Here is a 15,095-nt window from a genome sequence, read left to right on the forward strand (position 1 = left end):
CGGGTGAACCTGGGTGGACCACCTTCTGACCGGTGGGCGAAGGCCCGCCGGAAGGCGAAAGCAGGGACGGCTCATGGCGACTTTGTGCAGACCCTCGGTGTCCGTACCAGAACACGTGATCACGATGGAGGACACGCTGGAGCTCGCGCGCCAACGGCACGCGGACCACCCACAGCTCCCGCTGGCGCTCCGACTCATCGAGAACACGGGAGTCCGCACCCGGCACATCGTGCAGCCCATCGAGGAAACCCTGAAGCACCCGGGCTTCGACCAGCGCAACAAGCTCTACGAGGCCGAGGCCAAGGCCCGTGTCCCCGCGGTGATCCAGCGGGCCCTCGACGACGCCGAAGTCCTCACCTCCGACATCGACGTCCTCATCTACGTGTCGTGCACGGGCTTCATGATGCCCTCGCTGACCGCGTGGCTGATCAACGAGATGGACTTCCCGAGCACCACCCGGCAGCTGCCGATAGCCCAGCTGGGCTGTGCGGCGGGCGGTGCGGCCATCAACCGGGCGCACGACTTCTGCACGGCCTACCCGGAGGCCAACGCACTCATCGTGGCCTGCGAGTTCTGCTCGCTGTGCTACCAGCCCACCGACCTCGGCGTGGGCTCGCTGCTCTCCAACGGCCTGTTCGGCGACGGCGTCGCCGCGGCCGTGGTGCGCGGGCAGGGCGGCACCGGCGTCCGGCTGGAGCGCAACGGCTCGTACCTGATCCCCAAGACCGAGGACTGGATCGCGTACGACGTCCGGGAGACGGGCTTCCACTTCCTGCTGGACAAGCGGGTGCCCACGACCATGGAGCCGCTCGCCCCGGCGCTCCAGGACCTCGCGGGCACACACGGCTGGGACGCGTCCGACCTGGACTTCTACATCATCCACGCGGGCGGGCCCCGAATACTCGACGACCTCAGCAAGTTCCTGCAGGTCGACCCGCACGCGTTCCGGTTCAGCCGGTCGACGCTCACCGAGTACGGCAACATCGCGAGCGCCGTCGTGCTGGACGCGCTGCGCCGGCTCTTCGAGGAGGGCGGCGCGGCGGACCGGGCGCGCGGACTGCTCGCCGGATTCGGTCCCGGCATCACCGCCGAGATGACCGTGGGCCGGTGGGTCCGGTCGGACGACGAGGCGTCATGACCGAGGAAGCACTCGCCGGGGCGCCACCCCCCGTCCGGCTGTGGCCGGCGCTCGATCTGACCGGCATCGACTTCGACCCGGTGCTGACCGAGCTGATGCGCGAGGGCCCGGTCAACCGCATCCAACTGCCCAACGGCGAGGGCTGGGCCTGGCTGCTCACCCGGTACGACGACGTACGGATGGTGGCCAACGACGCCCGGTTCAGCCGCGAGGCGGTCATGGACCATCCGGTCACCCGGCTGGCACCGCACTTCATCCCCACCCGGGGTGCGGTCGGCTTCCTGGATCCACCGGACCACACCCGGCTGCGCCGGGCGGTCGCCCCCGCGTTCACCGCGAAGGGCGTCGAGCGGGTCCGGGACAAGGCCCGCGCCATGCTCGACGAGCTGGTCGACGAGCTCCTCCAGGACGGTCCGCCCGCCGATCTCACCGGGGCGGTCCTCAGCCCCTTCCCCATCGCGGTCATCTGCGAGCTGATGGGCGTGCCGGCCGACGACCGGCACGCCATGCACTCCTGGACGCAGCTGATCCTGTCCTCCTCGCACGGCAAGGAGCTCAGCGAGAAGGCCAGGAACGAGATGACCGCGTACTTCGCCGACCTCATCGGCCGGCGTGAGGGAAGTACGGCCGAGGACGTCACCTCGCTGCTCGGCGCCGCCGTGGGCCGGGGCGAGGTGACGCCCCAGGAGGCGGTCGGACTGGCCGTCCTCCTCCAGATCGGCGGCGAGGCGGTCACCAACAACAGCGGGCAGCTGTTCTACCTGCTGCTGATCCGCCCCGACCTCGCCCAACGGCTGCGCGCCGAACCGGAGATCAGATCCCGGGGCGTCGACGAGCTGCTGCGCTACATCCCGCACCGCAGCGCGGTGGGGTTGTCCCGGATCGCCATGGAGGACGTGGAGATCAGGGGCGTACGGATTCGCGCGGGTGAACCGGTCTACGTCTCCTACCTGGCCGCCAACCGCGACCCGGACGTCTTCGTGGACCCGGAGATGATCGACTTCGCCCGCAGTCCGAACCCGCATGTCGCGTTCGGCTTCGGCCCGCACTACTGCCCGGGCGCCCAGCTCGCCCGGCTGGAGTCGGAGCTGTTGGTCGACACGCTGCTGGACCGGCTGCCCGACCTGAGGCTGTCCGTTCCTCCCGACCAGGTGCCCTTCAGAAAGGGCGCGTTGATCCGCGGGCCCGAGGCCCTGCCCGTGACATGGTGAGCGACTCATGACTACGACGGAAGGGCTGGCGGTACCCGAAGGCCCCGCGGCCGAAGGAGTGGCGCCGGCCCAGGCGGAAGCACCGCCCGACGAGGTGGCACGGGGCGAAGGACTGCTCGTGCCGCCGGGACACGGCCGCGTCGTGCACACGCCCGCCCAGCGGGTGACCTTCAAGGTGACCGGCACGCACTCGCGGATGGCCTCCACCTTCGAGGTGGAGGTCCCGCCGGGCTTCGACGTCGGCGCCCATGTGCACACGCGCAGCGAGGAGTTGTTCTACGTGCTGGAGGGCGAGCTGGACGTGCTCGCCTTCGAGCCGCGCGTGCGCACCCCCGACAACTGGCAGAAGTGGGAGTCGAGTTCGGGCAACCGGGTGGTCCGGGCGACACCGGGCACGGTCATCGTCGTACCCCCCGGCTGCCCGCACGCCTTCGCGAACCCGACGGACGCCCCGGCGAAGATGTTCTTCCAGGCGTCCCCGCCCCCCGACCACGAACGCTACTTCGAGGAGCTGTTGGAGATCCTGAACAACTCGGGCCCGCCCGACCACGAGGCGATCGAGGAACTGCGCCGGCGTTACGACATCGAGCAGCTCACGCCTCTGCGGCACCGGTGAGCGCCGCCGCCCCGAAGGGGCGCCGGGAACTGCGCGACCCACCGCGGCACATCCGCGGCCCGGGTCGCGCAGCCCCGTGCGGCACTACCGGATCGGCATCCCGGACAGGGTCCGGGCGATGACCAGCCGCTGGATCTCGCTGGTGCCCTCGAAGATCGTGTAGATCGCCGAGTCGCGGTGCATGCGCTCCACCGGGTACTCCCGCGTGTAGCCGTTGCCGCCCAGGATCTGGATCGCCTGCGCGGTGACCTTCTTCGCGGTCTCGCTGGCGAACAGCTTGGACATCGAGCCCTCGGCCGCGGTGAACGGCTTGCCGTTGACGGCCATCCAGGAGGCGCGCCACACCAGCAGCCGGGCCGCGTCGACGGCCGTCCGCATGTCCGCGAGCTGGAAGGCAACGCCCTGGTTGTCGATGATCGGCCGCCCGAACTGCTCTCGGGTCATGGCGTAGTCGAGGGCGACCTCGTAGGCGGCGCGGGCGGTGCCCACGGCCATCGCGCCGACGGCCGGCCGCGACGCCTCGAACGTGGCCATGGCCGCGTTCTTCACCCGCTCCCCCGAGGAGGCCTTCGCCCGCTCGCGGGCGCGGGCGAGCCGCTCGTCCAGCTTCTCCTTGCCGCCGAGCAGGCAGGAACCCGGGACGCGGACCTGGTCCAGGACCACCTCGGCGGTGTGCGAGGCGCGGATGCCGTGCTTCTTGAACTTCTGGCCCTGCGTGAGGCCCGGCGTGCCCGGCGGGACGATGAAGGAGGCGTGGCCCTTGGAGCCGAGCTCCGGGTCGACCTGGGCGACGACCACGTGGACGTTGGCGATGCCGCCGTTGGTCGCCCAGGTCTTCGTGCCGTTGATGACCCACTCGTCCTTGGCCTCGTCGTACACCGCCCGGGTGCGCAGGGAGGCCACGTCCGAGCCGGCGTCGGGCTCGGAGGAGCAGAACGCGGCCACCTTCACGTCATTGGCGTCGCCGTACATCTGGGGGATCCAGGTGCCGATCTGCTCCTCGGTGCCATTGGCGAGGACGCCCACGGCGGCGAGGCCGGTGCCGACGATGGACAGGGCGATGCCGGCGTCGCCCCAGAACAGCTCCTCCATGGCCATCGGGATGCCGAGTCCGGTGGGGTCGAAGTACTGCTGCGCGTAGAAGTCGAGGGAGTAGATGCCGACCTTGGCGGCCTCCTGGATGACGGGCCAGGGTGTCTCCTCGCGCTCGTCCCATTCGGCCGCGGCGGGACGGATCACATCGGCGGCGAAGCCGTGGAGCCAGTCCCGGACCTCCTTCTGCTCGTCATTGAGCTCCATGGTGAACTCGGCCATGTCCCCTCCAGCGGCGGCACGTGCATGTTACTAGCGGTAACCCGAGTCTGTTACTCACGGGTAGGAAAAGTCAACTCCACATGACCTGTCGGCATCCCGTTCGATGTCAGCAGCCCAGTCAGTGTTAGTTTGCGCAGGCGTCACCGAAACAGCACGGGTGGGGAGAGCACATGGACACCACGCAGCGGACCGATCAGCAGCGGTCCGCGGACCGCCGAAGGCGCGAGCTGCTGGAGGCCGCGGACAGAGTGGTGCTGCGTGATGGTCCGCAGGCCTCGATGAACGCGATCGCCGCGGAGGCCGGCATCACCAAGCCGATCCTCTACCGCCACTTCGGCGACAAGGGCGGGCTGTACGCCGCCCTCGCCAAGCGGCACACGGACGCCCTGCTCGATTCCCTGCGCGCCGCGCTGGACGCTCCAGCCGACCGGCGGGAGCGGGTCGAGGCCACCCTGGACACCTACCTCGCGGCGATCGAGGCACGGCCCCAGGTGTACCGGTTCCTGATGCACCCCGCCGAGGGGACCCCGGGCGCCGACCAGGGATTCGACGTCGGGAAACACTCGGCACCCCTGCTGCGCAGGATGGGTGAGGAGCTGGCCCAGGTCATCGAGGACCGCCTCGACCTCGGACCCGGCAGCCAGCAGCTGGCCCGGGTGTGGGGACACGGGATCGTCGGCATGATGCACGCGGCCGGTGACTGGTGGCTCGGGGAGCGGCCCTGCTCGCGCGCGGAGCTGGTGCGGAGCCTGGCCGACCTGCTGTGGGGCCGCCTCGCGGCGGCCGGGGACAAGATCGGCGGCCCGGGTTTCTGACCCTCAGCGGCTCCAGGGGGCTCGGTCCACCTGACGCATCAGCCTGCGCCGGCGCCAGCCCGCCAGCCGGTCCGCGTAGACCCGGCCCTCCAGGTGGTCGCACTCGTGCTGCAGGCACCGGGCGAAGAACCCGGTGCCGTGCACGGTGACCGCCTCCCCCGTCATCGTGAAGCCCTCGACGACCGCGTGGTCGTAGCGCGGCGTGCCCGCTTCCAGCCCCGGCAGGGACAGACAGCCCTCCGGCCCGCGGATCACCACACCGTCGGCCTCCACCAGCCGCGGGTTCACGAGGTGCCCCAGGTGACGCACGTCCTCGTCGTCGGGACAGTCGTAGACGAACACCCGCAGTCCCTCGCCGATCTGGTTCGCGGCCAGGCCCACCCCCTGTGCCGCGTACATGGTCGCGAACAAGTCCTCCACGAGCACCGAGAGTTCGGGGCCGAAGTCGGTGACCTCGGCGCACGGGGACTGGAGTACGGGGTCACCCACCAGGGAAAGAGGCCGGACGCGCCCGCGGGCGCCCGGGATCGAGCCGTGTCGCATGGCGGCAAGGGTACGGTTCCCTCGGCCCACCACCCGCCGCGCGACCGTGGGCCGGGATTCGGGTGTGCGAATGGATCTCGATAGGCTGAGGCCCACACCCACGTGCCGAATGGCTCAGGCGCGGCGCGTACGCAAGGAGGATCGAGAACTGATGGCAGGCAACTCGGACCCGCTCACGCCGCGGGCCAAGCTGGCCGTGACCGCGGGCAAGGCGGTCGCGGCGGCGTCCCGTGCGGCGGGGCGCGGCAGCGGATCGGTGATCGGTGGCCGGGTCGCGCTGAAACTCGACCCCGACCTCCTCGGACGGCTCGCCCAGAACCTGGACGTCGTCCTGGTCTCGGCGACCAACGGCAAGACCACGACCACCCGGCTCATCGCCGAGGCGCTGCGCGCCGCGGGCCCGGTCGTCTCCAACGCGCTCGGCGCGAACATGCCCGCCGGCATCACCTCGGCGCTCGCGGGCAGCTCGGAAGCCCGTTACGGCGTGATCGAGGTCGACGAGAAGTACCTGGCGGGCGTGGCGCGGGACACCGATCCGAAGTGCATCGCCCTGCTCAACCTCTCCCGCGACCAGCTCGACCGCGCCGCCGAGACCCGCATGCTCGCGGAGAACTGGCGCGAGGGCCTGGCCGGCTCCAAGGCCGTCGTCGTCGCCAACTGCGACGACCCGCTGGTGGTGTGGGCCGCGTCCTCCTCCCCCAACGTGATCTGGGTCGCGGCCGGCCAGATGTGGAAGGACGACGCCTGGTCCTGCCCGTCCTGCGGCGGTGTGATGCAGCGCCCCGGCGACGACTGGTACTGCGGCGAGTGCGGCTTCCGCCGCCCCACGCCGACCTGGGCGCTGTCCGGGGACCATGTCCTCGACCCGCACGGCTCGGCCTGGCCGATCCACCTCCAGCTGCCCGGCCGCGCCAACAAGGCCAACGCCGCCAGCTCCGCGGCCGTCGCCGCCGTCTTCGGTGTGCCGCCGCAGGTCGCCCTGGAGCGCATGTACCAGGTGCAGGCCGTCGCCGGCCGCTACGACGTCGTCCAGTTCCAGGGCCGCGACCTGCGCCTGCTGCTGGCGAAGAATCCCGCGGGCTGGCTCGAAACGTTCTCCCTGATCGACCCGCCGCCGGCCCCGGTGATCCTCTCCGTGAACGCGCGCGGCGCCGACGGCACCGACACCTCCTGGCTGTGGGACGTCGACTACACGCGTCTGACCGGGCACCCGATCTTCGTCATCGGCGACCGGAAGCTGGACCTCGCCGTGCGTCTGGAGGTCGCGAACCAGCACTTCCAGGTCTGCGACAGCCTCGACCAGGCCGTCGAGCAGGCCCAGCAGGGCCGGATCGAGGTCATCGCGAACTACACCGCGTTCCAGGACCTGCGCCGCCGCGTCGGCAACTGACCACGGAGGAGGATCACTTCATGAGCGACAACCAACTGCGGCTGGTGTGGGTCTACCCGGACCTGCTGAGCACCTACGGCGACCAGGGCAACGCGCTCGTCGTGGAGCGCCGCGCCCGCCAGCGTGGCCTCGACGTGGCCCGTCTCGACGTGCGCAGCGACCAGCCGGTCCCGACCTCCGGCGACATCTACCTGATCGGCGGCGGCGAGGACCGGCCGCAGCGGCTCGCGGCCGAGCGGCTGCGCCGGGACGGGGGTCTGACCCGGGCCGCCGAGAACGGCGCGATCCTGTTCTCCGTGTGCGCCGGCTACCAGATCCTCGGCCACGAGTTCATCAACGACCTCGGCCAGCGCGAGCCGGGCCTCGGCCTGCTCGACGTGGTCTCGGTGCGCGGCGAGGGCGAGCGGTGCGTCGGCGACGTCCTCGCGGACATCGACCCGCGCCTCGGCCTGCCCCAGCTGACCGGCTTCGAGAACCACCAGGGCGTCACCCGGCTCGGCCCGACCGCCCGCCCGTTCGCCCAGGTCCGGGTGGGCAACGGCAACGGCGCGGGAGACGGCACGGAGGGCGCGTACAACGACACCGTCTTCGGTACGTACATGCACGGGCCCGTCCTCGCCCGCAACCCGCTCATCGCCGACCTGCTGCTGAAGCTGGCGCTCGACGTGAACGCGCTGCCGCCGACCGACGACCGCTGGTACGAGGCGCTGCGCAACGAGCGCATCACGGCCGCGCAGCAGCCCGCGTAGCCGCCCGCGCGGGCCGCCGCGTATTGCGGCGGCCTGCGCGTACACCGGTGTTCGAGAGGGACCTGAGGGGTCTTCCAGTGGCCGTCGGCATCGTCGTCACCGGGCCCGCCTGACAGACCGTCCGCTCACATGTGCGGGCACGTCCAGCAGGCGGACGCCCGCTACGGAGCCACCCCCTCACGCCGGTAGGGTGACCGGGTACCAGCCGGACAACGTGGTCCGGTCCCCGGCCCACGTTGAGAAGGTATTCGGGCTATGCGCATTGGTGTCCTCACTTCAGGCGGCGACTGCCCCGGCCTGAACGCTGTCATCCGGTCCGTCGTGCACCGTGCCGTCGTCGACCACGGCGACGAGGTCATCGGTTTCCGGGACGGCTGGAAGGGCCTCCTGGAGTGCGACTATCTGAAGCTCGACCTCGACGCCGTGGCGGGCATCCTCGCCCGCGGCGGCACCATCCTCGGTTCCTCCCGCGTCCAGCCCTCGCATCTGCGGGACGGCGTGCAGCGGGCCAAGGGCCACGTCGCGGAGCTCGGACTCGACGCGATCATCCCGATCGGCGGCGAGGGCACGCTGAAGGCGGCCCGCCTGCTGTCCGACGGCGGCCTGCCGATCGTCGGCGTGCCGAAGACCATCGACAACGACATCGCGGTCACGGACGTCACCTTCGGCTTCGACACGGCCGTGGGCGTCGCCACCGAGGCCCTGGACCGGCTGAAGACCACCGCCGAGTCCCACCAGCGCGTGCTGGTCGTGGAGGTCATGGGCCGCCACACCGGCTGGATCGCGCTGCACTCCGGCATGGCGGCCGGCGCCCACGCCGTCGTCGTACCGGAACGCCCCTTCGACATCGACGAGTTGGCCAAGCGGGTCGGCGAGCGCTTCGAGGCGGGCAAGCGGTTCGCCATCGTGGTGGCCGCGGAGGGCGCCAAGCCGAAGGCCGGCTCGATGGAGTTCGACGAGGGCGGCAAGGACATCTACGGCCACGAGCGGTTCGCCGGCATCGCCCGGCAGCTCTCGATCGAGCTGGAGCAGCGCCTGGGCAAGGAGGCGCGGCCGGTCATCCTCGGGCACGTGCAGCGGGGCGGGACGCCCACGGCGTACGACCGGGTGCTGGCGACGCGGTTCGGCTGGCATGCGGTGGAGGCGGTGCACCGGGGGGAGTTCGGTCACATGACCGCGCTGCGCGGGACCGACATCGTGATGGTGCCGTTGGCCCAGGCCGTGGAGACGTTGAAGACGGTGCCGCAGGAGCGGTACGACGAGGCGGAGTGCGTTCTTTAGGACGCTCGCCACAGGGGGACTGTCTCGTGGGTCGCGCCGACCCCGGTCACGAAGGTGACCGGGGTCGGTTCTAGTCTGGTCCGGACAGACTTGCACAACCCCCACGAATCAGGAGCCGTCGGATGGATCACAGCGGGCACGGCATGACCACGGACTTGCCGCCGTTCACGCTGGGGCGAGGTCTTGAGTGGTCGGCGGACCCGTTCTTCCTCGTCGCCTGCCTGGTGGGGCTGGGGCTGTACGGCTGGGGTGTGGTGCGGCTGCGGCGGCGCGGGGACGCGTGGCCCGTCGGCCGGACCGTGTCGTACGCCGTCGGTGTGCTGACCATCATGCTGATGATGTGCACCGGGCTGAACGACTACGGCATGGTCATGTTCAGCGTGCACATGGTGCAGCACATGGTGATCAGCATGCTGTCGCCGATCCTGATCCTGCTGGGCGCCCCGGTCACGCTGGCGCTGCGCGCGCTGCCGGTCGCGGGCAAGGGCCGCAAGGGCCCGCGCGAACTGCTGCTGGCGCTGCTGCACAGCCGGTACATGCGGGTCGTCACGCACCCGGGGTTCACGATCCCGATGTTCATCGCCAGCCTGTACGCGCTGTACTTCACCCCGCTCTTCGACTTCCTGATGGGCTCGAAGGCGGGGCACATCGCGATGATGGTGCACTTCCTCGCGGTGGGCGTGGCGTTCTTCTGGCCCATCATCGGCGTGGACCCGGGCCCGCACCGGCCGGGCTACCTGATGCGGATGCTGGAGCTGTTCGCGGGCATGCCGTTCCACGCGTTCTTCGGCATCGCGCTGATGATGGCGTCGTCGCCGATGGTCGAGACGTTCAAGAACCCGCCCGCCTCGCTCGGCATCGACGCGCTCTCCGACCAGAACGCGGCCGGCGGCATCGCCTGGGCGTTCAGCGAGATCCCGTCCGTGCTGGTGCTGATCGCCCTGCTGTTCCAGTGGTACGGCTCCGAACAGCGCCAGGCCCGGCGCAAGGACCGCGCGGCCGACCGGGACGGGGACAAGGAGCTGGCGGCGTACAACGCCTACCTGGCCTCGCTGAACGCCCGCGAGGGCTGAGCGGCGGCGGCAGAACCGGGCACTCATTTCCTCGTCCGTACCGTGCGCGGGCCGAACCGGGGTCACCATGGAGGAGGACGAACCATGAGGAGGGTGTCGCGATGCCCGGTTCTACGCACGGTTCCACGAAGGCGATGGGGGTGCTCACCGTCGGCGGTCTCGTGATGGTGACGGCCTACACGGTGGCGCTCGGCAGCAACGGCTGGCTGTGGTTCGGCTGGGTCGTCCTGGGCCTGCTCACCCTGGCGATGGTGGTCACCCAGAGCGCCTGAGAGCGAGGACGCGGTCACGGTGCCGAGAGGCGTCCGGCCGAGTGCACGCCCGGCTGGTACTTCGGCACCCTGACCGTGATCTTCATGCCCGCTCCGGCCGCGGTCTCGATGACGAGGCCGTGGTCGTCGCCGTAGACCTGGCGGAGCCGGTCGTCCACGTTGGACAGGCCGATGCCGCCGGAGGGGCTGGTCTCCCCGGCGAGGATGCGGCGCAGCAGTGCGGGGTCCATGCCGACGCCGTCGTCCTCGATGACGACCAGCGCCTCGGCGCCCGCGTCCCGTGCGGTGATCTGGATGTGGCATGCGTCCGACTTGCCCTCAAGTCCGTGCTTGACGGCGTTCTCGACGAGGGGCTGCAGGCACAGGAAGGGCAGGGCCACCGGCAGCACCTCGGGGGCGATCTGCAGGGTGACGGAGAGGCGGTCGCCGAAGCGGGCGCGGACCAGGGCCAGGTAGTGGTCGATGGCGTGCAGTTCCTCGGCGAGGGTGGTGAAGTCGCCGTGCCTGCGGAACGAGTAGCGGGTGAAGTCGGCGAACTCCAGCAGGAGCTCGCGGGCGCGTTCCGGGTCGGTACGGACGAACGAGGCGATCACGGCCAGCGAGTTGAAGACGAAGTGCGGTGAGATCTGGGCGCGCAGGGCCTTGATCTCGGCCTCGATGAGCTTCGTGCGGGACTGGTCGAGGTCGGCCAGTTCCAGCTGGACGCTCACCCAGCGGGCGACCTCGCCGGCCGCCCGTACCAGGACGGCGGACTCGCGCGGGGCGCAGGCGACGAGGGCGCCGTACACCCGGTCGTCGACGGTGAGCGGGGCGAGCACGGCCCAGCGGACCGGGCAGTCGGGGGTCTCGCAGGCCAGCGGGAACGCCTCGCCGCGGCCGGTCTCCAGCGGCCCGGCGAGCCGCTCCATGATCTCGGCGCGGTGGTGGTCGCCGACGCCGTCCCAGACGAGCACCCGCTTCTCGTCGGTGAGGCAGAGTGCGTCGGTGCCGAGCAGCGAGCGCAGTCCGCGGGCCGACCGGCGGGCGGTCTCCTCCGTGAGGCCCGCCCGTAGCGGGGGCGCGGCGAGCGAGGCGGTGTGCAGGGTCTCGAAGGTGGCGTGCTCGACGGGGGTGCCGAGACCGGCGAGGCTCTGTGGGCGGGCCGTGCGCCGGCCGAGCCAGAAACCGGCGGCCAGCAGGGGGAGCACGGCGACGCAGAGTCCGGCGAGGAAGCCGCTCATGCCTTGGCCTCCGCCCACAGCTCCTCCGGCAGATGGAACCGGGCCAGGATCGCCGCCGTGCCGGGCGGCACGCGGGAGGCGGTGGCCAGCGACACCAGCACCATGGTGAGGAAGCCCAGCGGCACCGACCACAGCGCGGGCCAGGCGAGCAGCGCGTGCAGGGGGCCGCCGCCGGGGAAGCCCGCCATGGTCGCGGCGACGGCGAGGAACGCGGAGCCGCCGCCCACCAGCATGCCCGCGGCCGCGCCGGGCGGGGTCAGCCGCCGCCACCAGATGCCGAGGACGAGCAGCGGACAGAAGGACGACGCGGAGACGGCGAAGGCTAGCCCCACCGCGTCGGCCACCGGCAGTCCGCCCACCAGCACGCTGGCCGCGAGCGGTACGGCCATGGCGAGCACCGTGCCGAGCCGGAAGTGCCGCACTCCGCGCGAGGGGAGGACGTCCTGGGTGAGCACCCCCGCCACCGCCATGGTCAGCCCGGACGCGGTCGACAGGAACGCGGCGAAGGCGCCGCCCGCCACCAGCGCGCCGAGCAGGTCGCCGCCGAGCCCGCCGATCATCCGGTCGGGCAGCAGCAGGACGGCCGCGTCGGTGCCCTTGGTGAGGGTGAGTTCGGGGGCGTAGAGGCGGCCCAGCGCGCCGTACACGGGCGGCAACAGGTAGAAGCCGCCGATCAGGGCGAGGACGGCGACGGTGGTGCGGCGGGCGGCGACGCCGTGCGGGCTGGTGTAGAAGCGGACCACCACGTGCGGCAGGCCCATGGTGCCGAGGAAGGTGGCGAGGATGAGTCCGTACGTGGCGTACAGCGGGCGCTCCTCGCGGCTCGCGGCGAGCGAGGTGGACATGGGGCCGGTGCCGGCCCGCTCGGCGGCGGGGACGGGCGTGCCCGCCGCGAAGGTCAGCCGGGTGCCCGCGGCGATGCGGTGCGGGCCGGCGGAGAGCCGCAGCCTGGTCTCGTCGTGCGGGCGGCCGTCGACCCGGCCGCGCACGGTGACGGTGAGCGGCCGTTCGAGGTCCAGGTCGACCGTGTCCTCGACGCGTACGGTGCGCTGCTCGCGGAAGGTGGCCGGTTCCTCGAAGGCGTGGCGGGGTGCGCCGTCGCCCTGCCAGGCGAGGAGCAGGAAGAGCGCGGGGACGAGGAGGGCGGTGAGTTTGAGCCAGTACTGGAAGGCCTGGACGAAGGTGATGCTGCGCATGCCGCCGGCGGCGACGGTCGCGACGACGACCACGGCCACGACGATCCCGCCGAGCGGGTCGGGCGCGCCGGTGAGGACCGCCAGGGTGAGCCCGGCGCCCTGGAGCTGGGGCAGCAGATAGAGCCAGCCGACCCCGACGACGAAGGCACCGGCCAGCCGCCGCACTCCCGGCGAGGCGAGGCGGGCCTCGGCGAAGTCGGGCAGCGTGTAGGCGCCGGAGCGGCGCAGCGGGGCGGCGACGAACAGGAGCAGGACCAGGTACCCGGCGGTGTAGCCGACCGGGTACCAGAGCATGTCCGGGCCCTGGACGAGGACCAGGCCGGCGATGCCGAGGAAGGAGGCGGCGGACAGGTACTCGCCGCTGATGGCGGCCGCGTTGAGGCGGGGGCCGACGGTGCGCGAGGCGACGTAGAAGTCGGAGGTGGTGCGGGAGACGCGCAGGCCGAAGGCGCCGACGAGCACGGTCGCCACGACGACGAGGGCGACGGCGGGTATCGCGAAGTTCGGGTTCATCGGTCCTCGACGAGGCGCACGAAGTCCCGTTCGTTGCGCTCGGCACGGCGCACGTACCAGCGGGCGAGCAGGATCAGCGGCGCGTACAGGCAGAAGCCGAGCACCAGCCAGGCCAGGCGGCCGGCGTCCGGGGCGGCCGCGAAGACCAGCGGCAGCGGGCCGACGAGCAGCACGAGGACCGCGAACACGCTCAGGGCGGCCCGCAGCTGGGTGCGCATCAGGGAGCGGACGTAGGTGTGGCCGAGGGTGGTCTGTTCGTCGATCTCGGTGCGCGGCCGGTAGTAGCCGGAGGCATGCGGGTGGCGCCTGCGCGAGCGGAGCCGAGCGTGGGGGGCGGTGCGGCGGGGCGGGCCGGTGACGACGACACGGCGCTCGGCGGGGTCCTGGGGCACCGTCATGTCCTCCTCATCAGCAGATCCCGCAGCTCGCGCGCATGGCGGCGGCTGACCTGGAGTTCCTCGCCGCCGACCAGGACGCTCACGGTGCCCGCGTCCAGGCGGAGCTCGCCCACGTGGCTCAGGGCGACGAGGTGGCGGCGGTGGATGCGCACGAAGCCGCGCGAGCGCCAGCGGTCCTCCAGGGTGGACAGCGGGATGCGGACGAGGTGGCTGCCGCGGTCGGTGTGCAGCCGGGCGTAGTCGCCGCGGGCCTCGACATGGGTGATGTCCTCGACGGCGACGAAGCGCGTCACGCCGCCGAGTTCGACGGGTATGTGGTCGGGGTCGGGTTCGTGCACGGGGATCCGCGGGGCGGCGCCGCTCAGTTCGACGGCCCGGCGCACGGCCTCGGCGAGCCGCTCCTTGCGGACCGGTTTGAGGACGTAGTCGACCGCTTCGAGATCGAAGGCGCGGACGGCGAAGTCCTCGTGGGCGGTGACGAACACGACCAGCGGCGGGCGGGCGAAGCCGGTCAGCAGCCGGGCCATCTCCAGTCCGTCGAGGCCCGGCATCTGGACGTCGAGGAACACGACGTCGATGGACTCGGGTCCGTCCGGACCGGACTCCAGGGCACGGGTGATCCGGCGCAGCGCGCCGGTCGCGTCGGCGGCGCCCTCGACGCTGGCGACGCGTGGATCGGCGCCCAGCAGATAGAGAAGTTCCTCCAGCGAGGGGCGTTCGTCGTCGACGGCGAGGGCGCGCAGCATGAACGTGGAGTGTAGGGGCGATCCGTACGCCTGGACATGTGCCGGGCACGGGCGTTCCCGCTGGATACAGTGCCGACATGAACAGCAGGACGGCCCCGTTCGACGAGCTCGACCGGAAGATCATCACCGCGTTGATGGCGAACGCGAGGAGCAGCTTCGCCGAGATCGGGGCGGACATCGGGCTCTCGGCGACGGCGGTCAAGCGGCGGGTCGACCGGCTGCGGGACACGGGCGTGATCACCGGGTTCACGGCCACGGTGCGGCCGTCGGCGCTGGGCTGGCGCACGGAGGCGTACGTCGAGGTGTACTGCGAGGGCGCGGCCCCGCCCCGGCGCCTGGCGGAGGTGGTGCGCAACCATCCGGAGATCACGGCCGCCATGACGGTGACGGGCGGCGCGGACGCGCTGCTGCACGTGCGGGCGCGGGACGTGGGGCACTTCGAGGAGGTGCTGGAGCGGATCCGGGTGGAACCGTTCATCCGGAAGACGATCAGCGTGATGGTGCTGTCCCACCTGCTGCCGGAGAGTCCTGAGGCGGGTGCGACGCACGCGGCTCCGGAGTAAACCCGGCAGCGCGCAGCAGTCCTGCGTTTTTCCCGGGCACAACGCAGCATTCCTGCG

The 15,095-nt window shown here is 71.6% G+C and carries 16 protein-coding genes; 10 read left to right on the forward strand and 6 right to left on the reverse strand.

Annotated elements, in window-relative coordinates; all coding sequences use genetic code 11:
* The first annotated feature begins 73 nt into the window (after nt 1–73).
* The 3 genes from IPZ69_RS10970 to IPZ69_RS10980 all read left to right on the forward strand — a co-directional run bounded on the left by IPZ69_RS10970 (nt 74) and on the right by IPZ69_RS10980 (nt 2,965).
* The gene (locus tag IPZ69_RS10970) at nt 74–1,138 is read left to right on the forward strand and encodes a type III polyketide synthase (RefSeq protein ID WP_235453860.1); all 1,065 of its coding nucleotides are present in this window, start codon (nt 74–76) and stop codon (nt 1,136–1,138) included.
* Complete coding sequence (locus IPZ69_RS10975) at nt 1,135–2,349, forward strand: cytochrome P450 (protein WP_235453861.1); 1,215 nt, start codon at nt 1,135–1,137, stop codon at nt 2,347–2,349. The genes IPZ69_RS10970 and IPZ69_RS10975 overlap by 4 nt, the downstream gene beginning before the upstream one ends.
* 94 nt (nt 2,350–2,443) lie before the next feature.
* Nucleotides 2,444–2,965 (forward strand): cupin domain-containing protein, encoded by a 522-nt coding sequence (locus IPZ69_RS10980; RefSeq protein ID WP_235453947.1) that lies wholly within the window; start codon nt 2,444–2,446, stop codon nt 2,963–2,965.
* A gap of 84 nt (nt 2,966–3,049) precedes the next feature.
* Here the strand turns inward: IPZ69_RS10980 and IPZ69_RS10985 are convergent, their stop codons facing one another.
* Complete coding sequence (locus tag IPZ69_RS10985) at nt 3,050–4,279, reverse strand: acyl-CoA dehydrogenase family protein (protein WP_235453862.1); 1,230 nt, start codon at nt 4,277–4,279, stop codon at nt 3,050–3,052.
* A gap of 170 nt (nt 4,280–4,449) precedes the next feature.
* On the opposite strand from IPZ69_RS10985, the gene IPZ69_RS10990 reads away from it, so the two are divergent.
* Entirely contained in the window at nt 4,450–5,094 is a 645-nt protein-coding gene (locus IPZ69_RS10990) for a TetR family transcriptional regulator (protein WP_235453863.1), read from the forward strand.
* A 3-nt stretch (nt 5,095–5,097) separates the two neighbouring features.
* Here IPZ69_RS10990 and def read toward each other — a convergent pair whose 3' ends face one another.
* Complete coding sequence (gene def / locus IPZ69_RS10995) at nt 5,098–5,637, reverse strand: peptide deformylase (protein WP_235453864.1); 540 nt, start codon at nt 5,635–5,637, stop codon at nt 5,098–5,100.
* Nucleotides 5,638–5,788: 151 nt separating this feature from the next.
* Between def and IPZ69_RS11000 the strand changes: the two genes are divergently transcribed.
* The 5 genes from IPZ69_RS11000 (at nt 5,789) to IPZ69_RS11020 (ending at nt 10,402) form a co-directional block, all read left to right on the forward strand.
* The gene (locus IPZ69_RS11000) at nt 5,789–7,027 is read left to right on the forward strand and encodes a MurT ligase domain-containing protein (protein ID WP_235453865.1); all 1,239 of its coding nucleotides are present in this window, start codon (nt 5,789–5,791) and stop codon (nt 7,025–7,027) included.
* A 20-nt stretch (nt 7,028–7,047) separates the two neighbouring features.
* Nucleotides 7,048–7,776, forward strand: a complete 729-nt coding sequence (locus IPZ69_RS11005) for a type 1 glutamine amidotransferase (RefSeq protein WP_235453866.1) — start codon at nt 7,048–7,050, stop codon at nt 7,774–7,776.
* A gap of 255 nt (nt 7,777–8,031) precedes the next feature.
* Nucleotides 8,032–9,057 carry a 6-phosphofructokinase gene (locus IPZ69_RS11010; protein WP_235453867.1) on the forward strand — a complete coding sequence of 342 codons (1,026 nt, stop codon included), beginning with the start codon at nt 8,032–8,034 and terminating at the stop codon, nt 9,055–9,057.
* A 122-nt stretch (nt 9,058–9,179) separates the two neighbouring features.
* Nucleotides 9,180–10,130, forward strand: coding sequence for a cytochrome c oxidase assembly protein (locus tag IPZ69_RS11015; protein WP_235453868.1), 951 nt, complete (start codon nt 9,180–9,182; stop codon nt 10,128–10,130).
* Between the two features lie 101 nt (nt 10,131–10,231).
* Nucleotides 10,232–10,402: a hypothetical protein gene (locus IPZ69_RS11020; protein WP_235453869.1), complete on the forward strand. Its 171-nt coding sequence runs from the start codon at nt 10,232–10,234 to the stop codon at nt 10,400–10,402.
* Nucleotides 10,403–10,416: 14 nt separating this feature from the next.
* Here IPZ69_RS11020 and IPZ69_RS11025 read toward each other — a convergent pair whose 3' ends face one another.
* Genes IPZ69_RS11025 through IPZ69_RS11040 form a run of 4 tightly spaced genes read right to left on the reverse strand, consistent with a single transcriptional unit; the run spans nt 10,417 to nt 14,475 of the window.
* The gene (locus IPZ69_RS11025) at nt 10,417–11,622 is read right to left on the reverse strand and encodes a sensor histidine kinase (RefSeq protein WP_235453870.1); all 1,206 of its coding nucleotides are present in this window, start codon (nt 11,620–11,622) and stop codon (nt 10,417–10,419) included.
* Nucleotides 11,619–13,331, reverse strand: coding sequence for a sodium/solute symporter (locus IPZ69_RS11030; RefSeq protein ID WP_235453871.1), 1,713 nt, complete (start codon nt 13,329–13,331; stop codon nt 11,619–11,621). The genes IPZ69_RS11025 and IPZ69_RS11030 overlap by 4 nt, the downstream gene beginning before the upstream one ends.
* Nucleotides 13,328–13,723, reverse strand: a complete 396-nt coding sequence (locus IPZ69_RS11035) for a hypothetical protein (protein WP_235453948.1) — start codon at nt 13,721–13,723, stop codon at nt 13,328–13,330. Before IPZ69_RS11035 ends, IPZ69_RS11030 begins: the two co-directional genes overlap by 4 nt.
* A 2-nt stretch (nt 13,724–13,725) precedes the next feature.
* Nucleotides 13,726–14,475 (reverse strand): LytR/AlgR family response regulator transcription factor, encoded by a 750-nt coding sequence (locus IPZ69_RS11040; RefSeq protein ID WP_235453872.1) that lies wholly within the window; start codon nt 14,473–14,475, stop codon nt 13,726–13,728.
* Nucleotides 14,476–14,552: 77 nt separating this feature from the next.
* On the opposite strand from IPZ69_RS11040, the gene IPZ69_RS11045 reads away from it, so the two are divergent.
* Nucleotides 14,553–15,038, forward strand: coding sequence for an Lrp/AsnC family transcriptional regulator (locus IPZ69_RS11045; RefSeq protein ID WP_235453873.1), 486 nt, complete (start codon nt 14,553–14,555; stop codon nt 15,036–15,038).
* Nucleotides 15,039–15,095: the final 57 nt, after the last annotated feature.

It is taken from the genome of Streptomyces olivochromogenes, assembly GCF_021538895.1.
GTDB lineage: Bacteria > Actinomycetota > Actinomycetes > Streptomycetales > Streptomycetaceae > Streptomyces > Streptomyces olivochromogenes_A.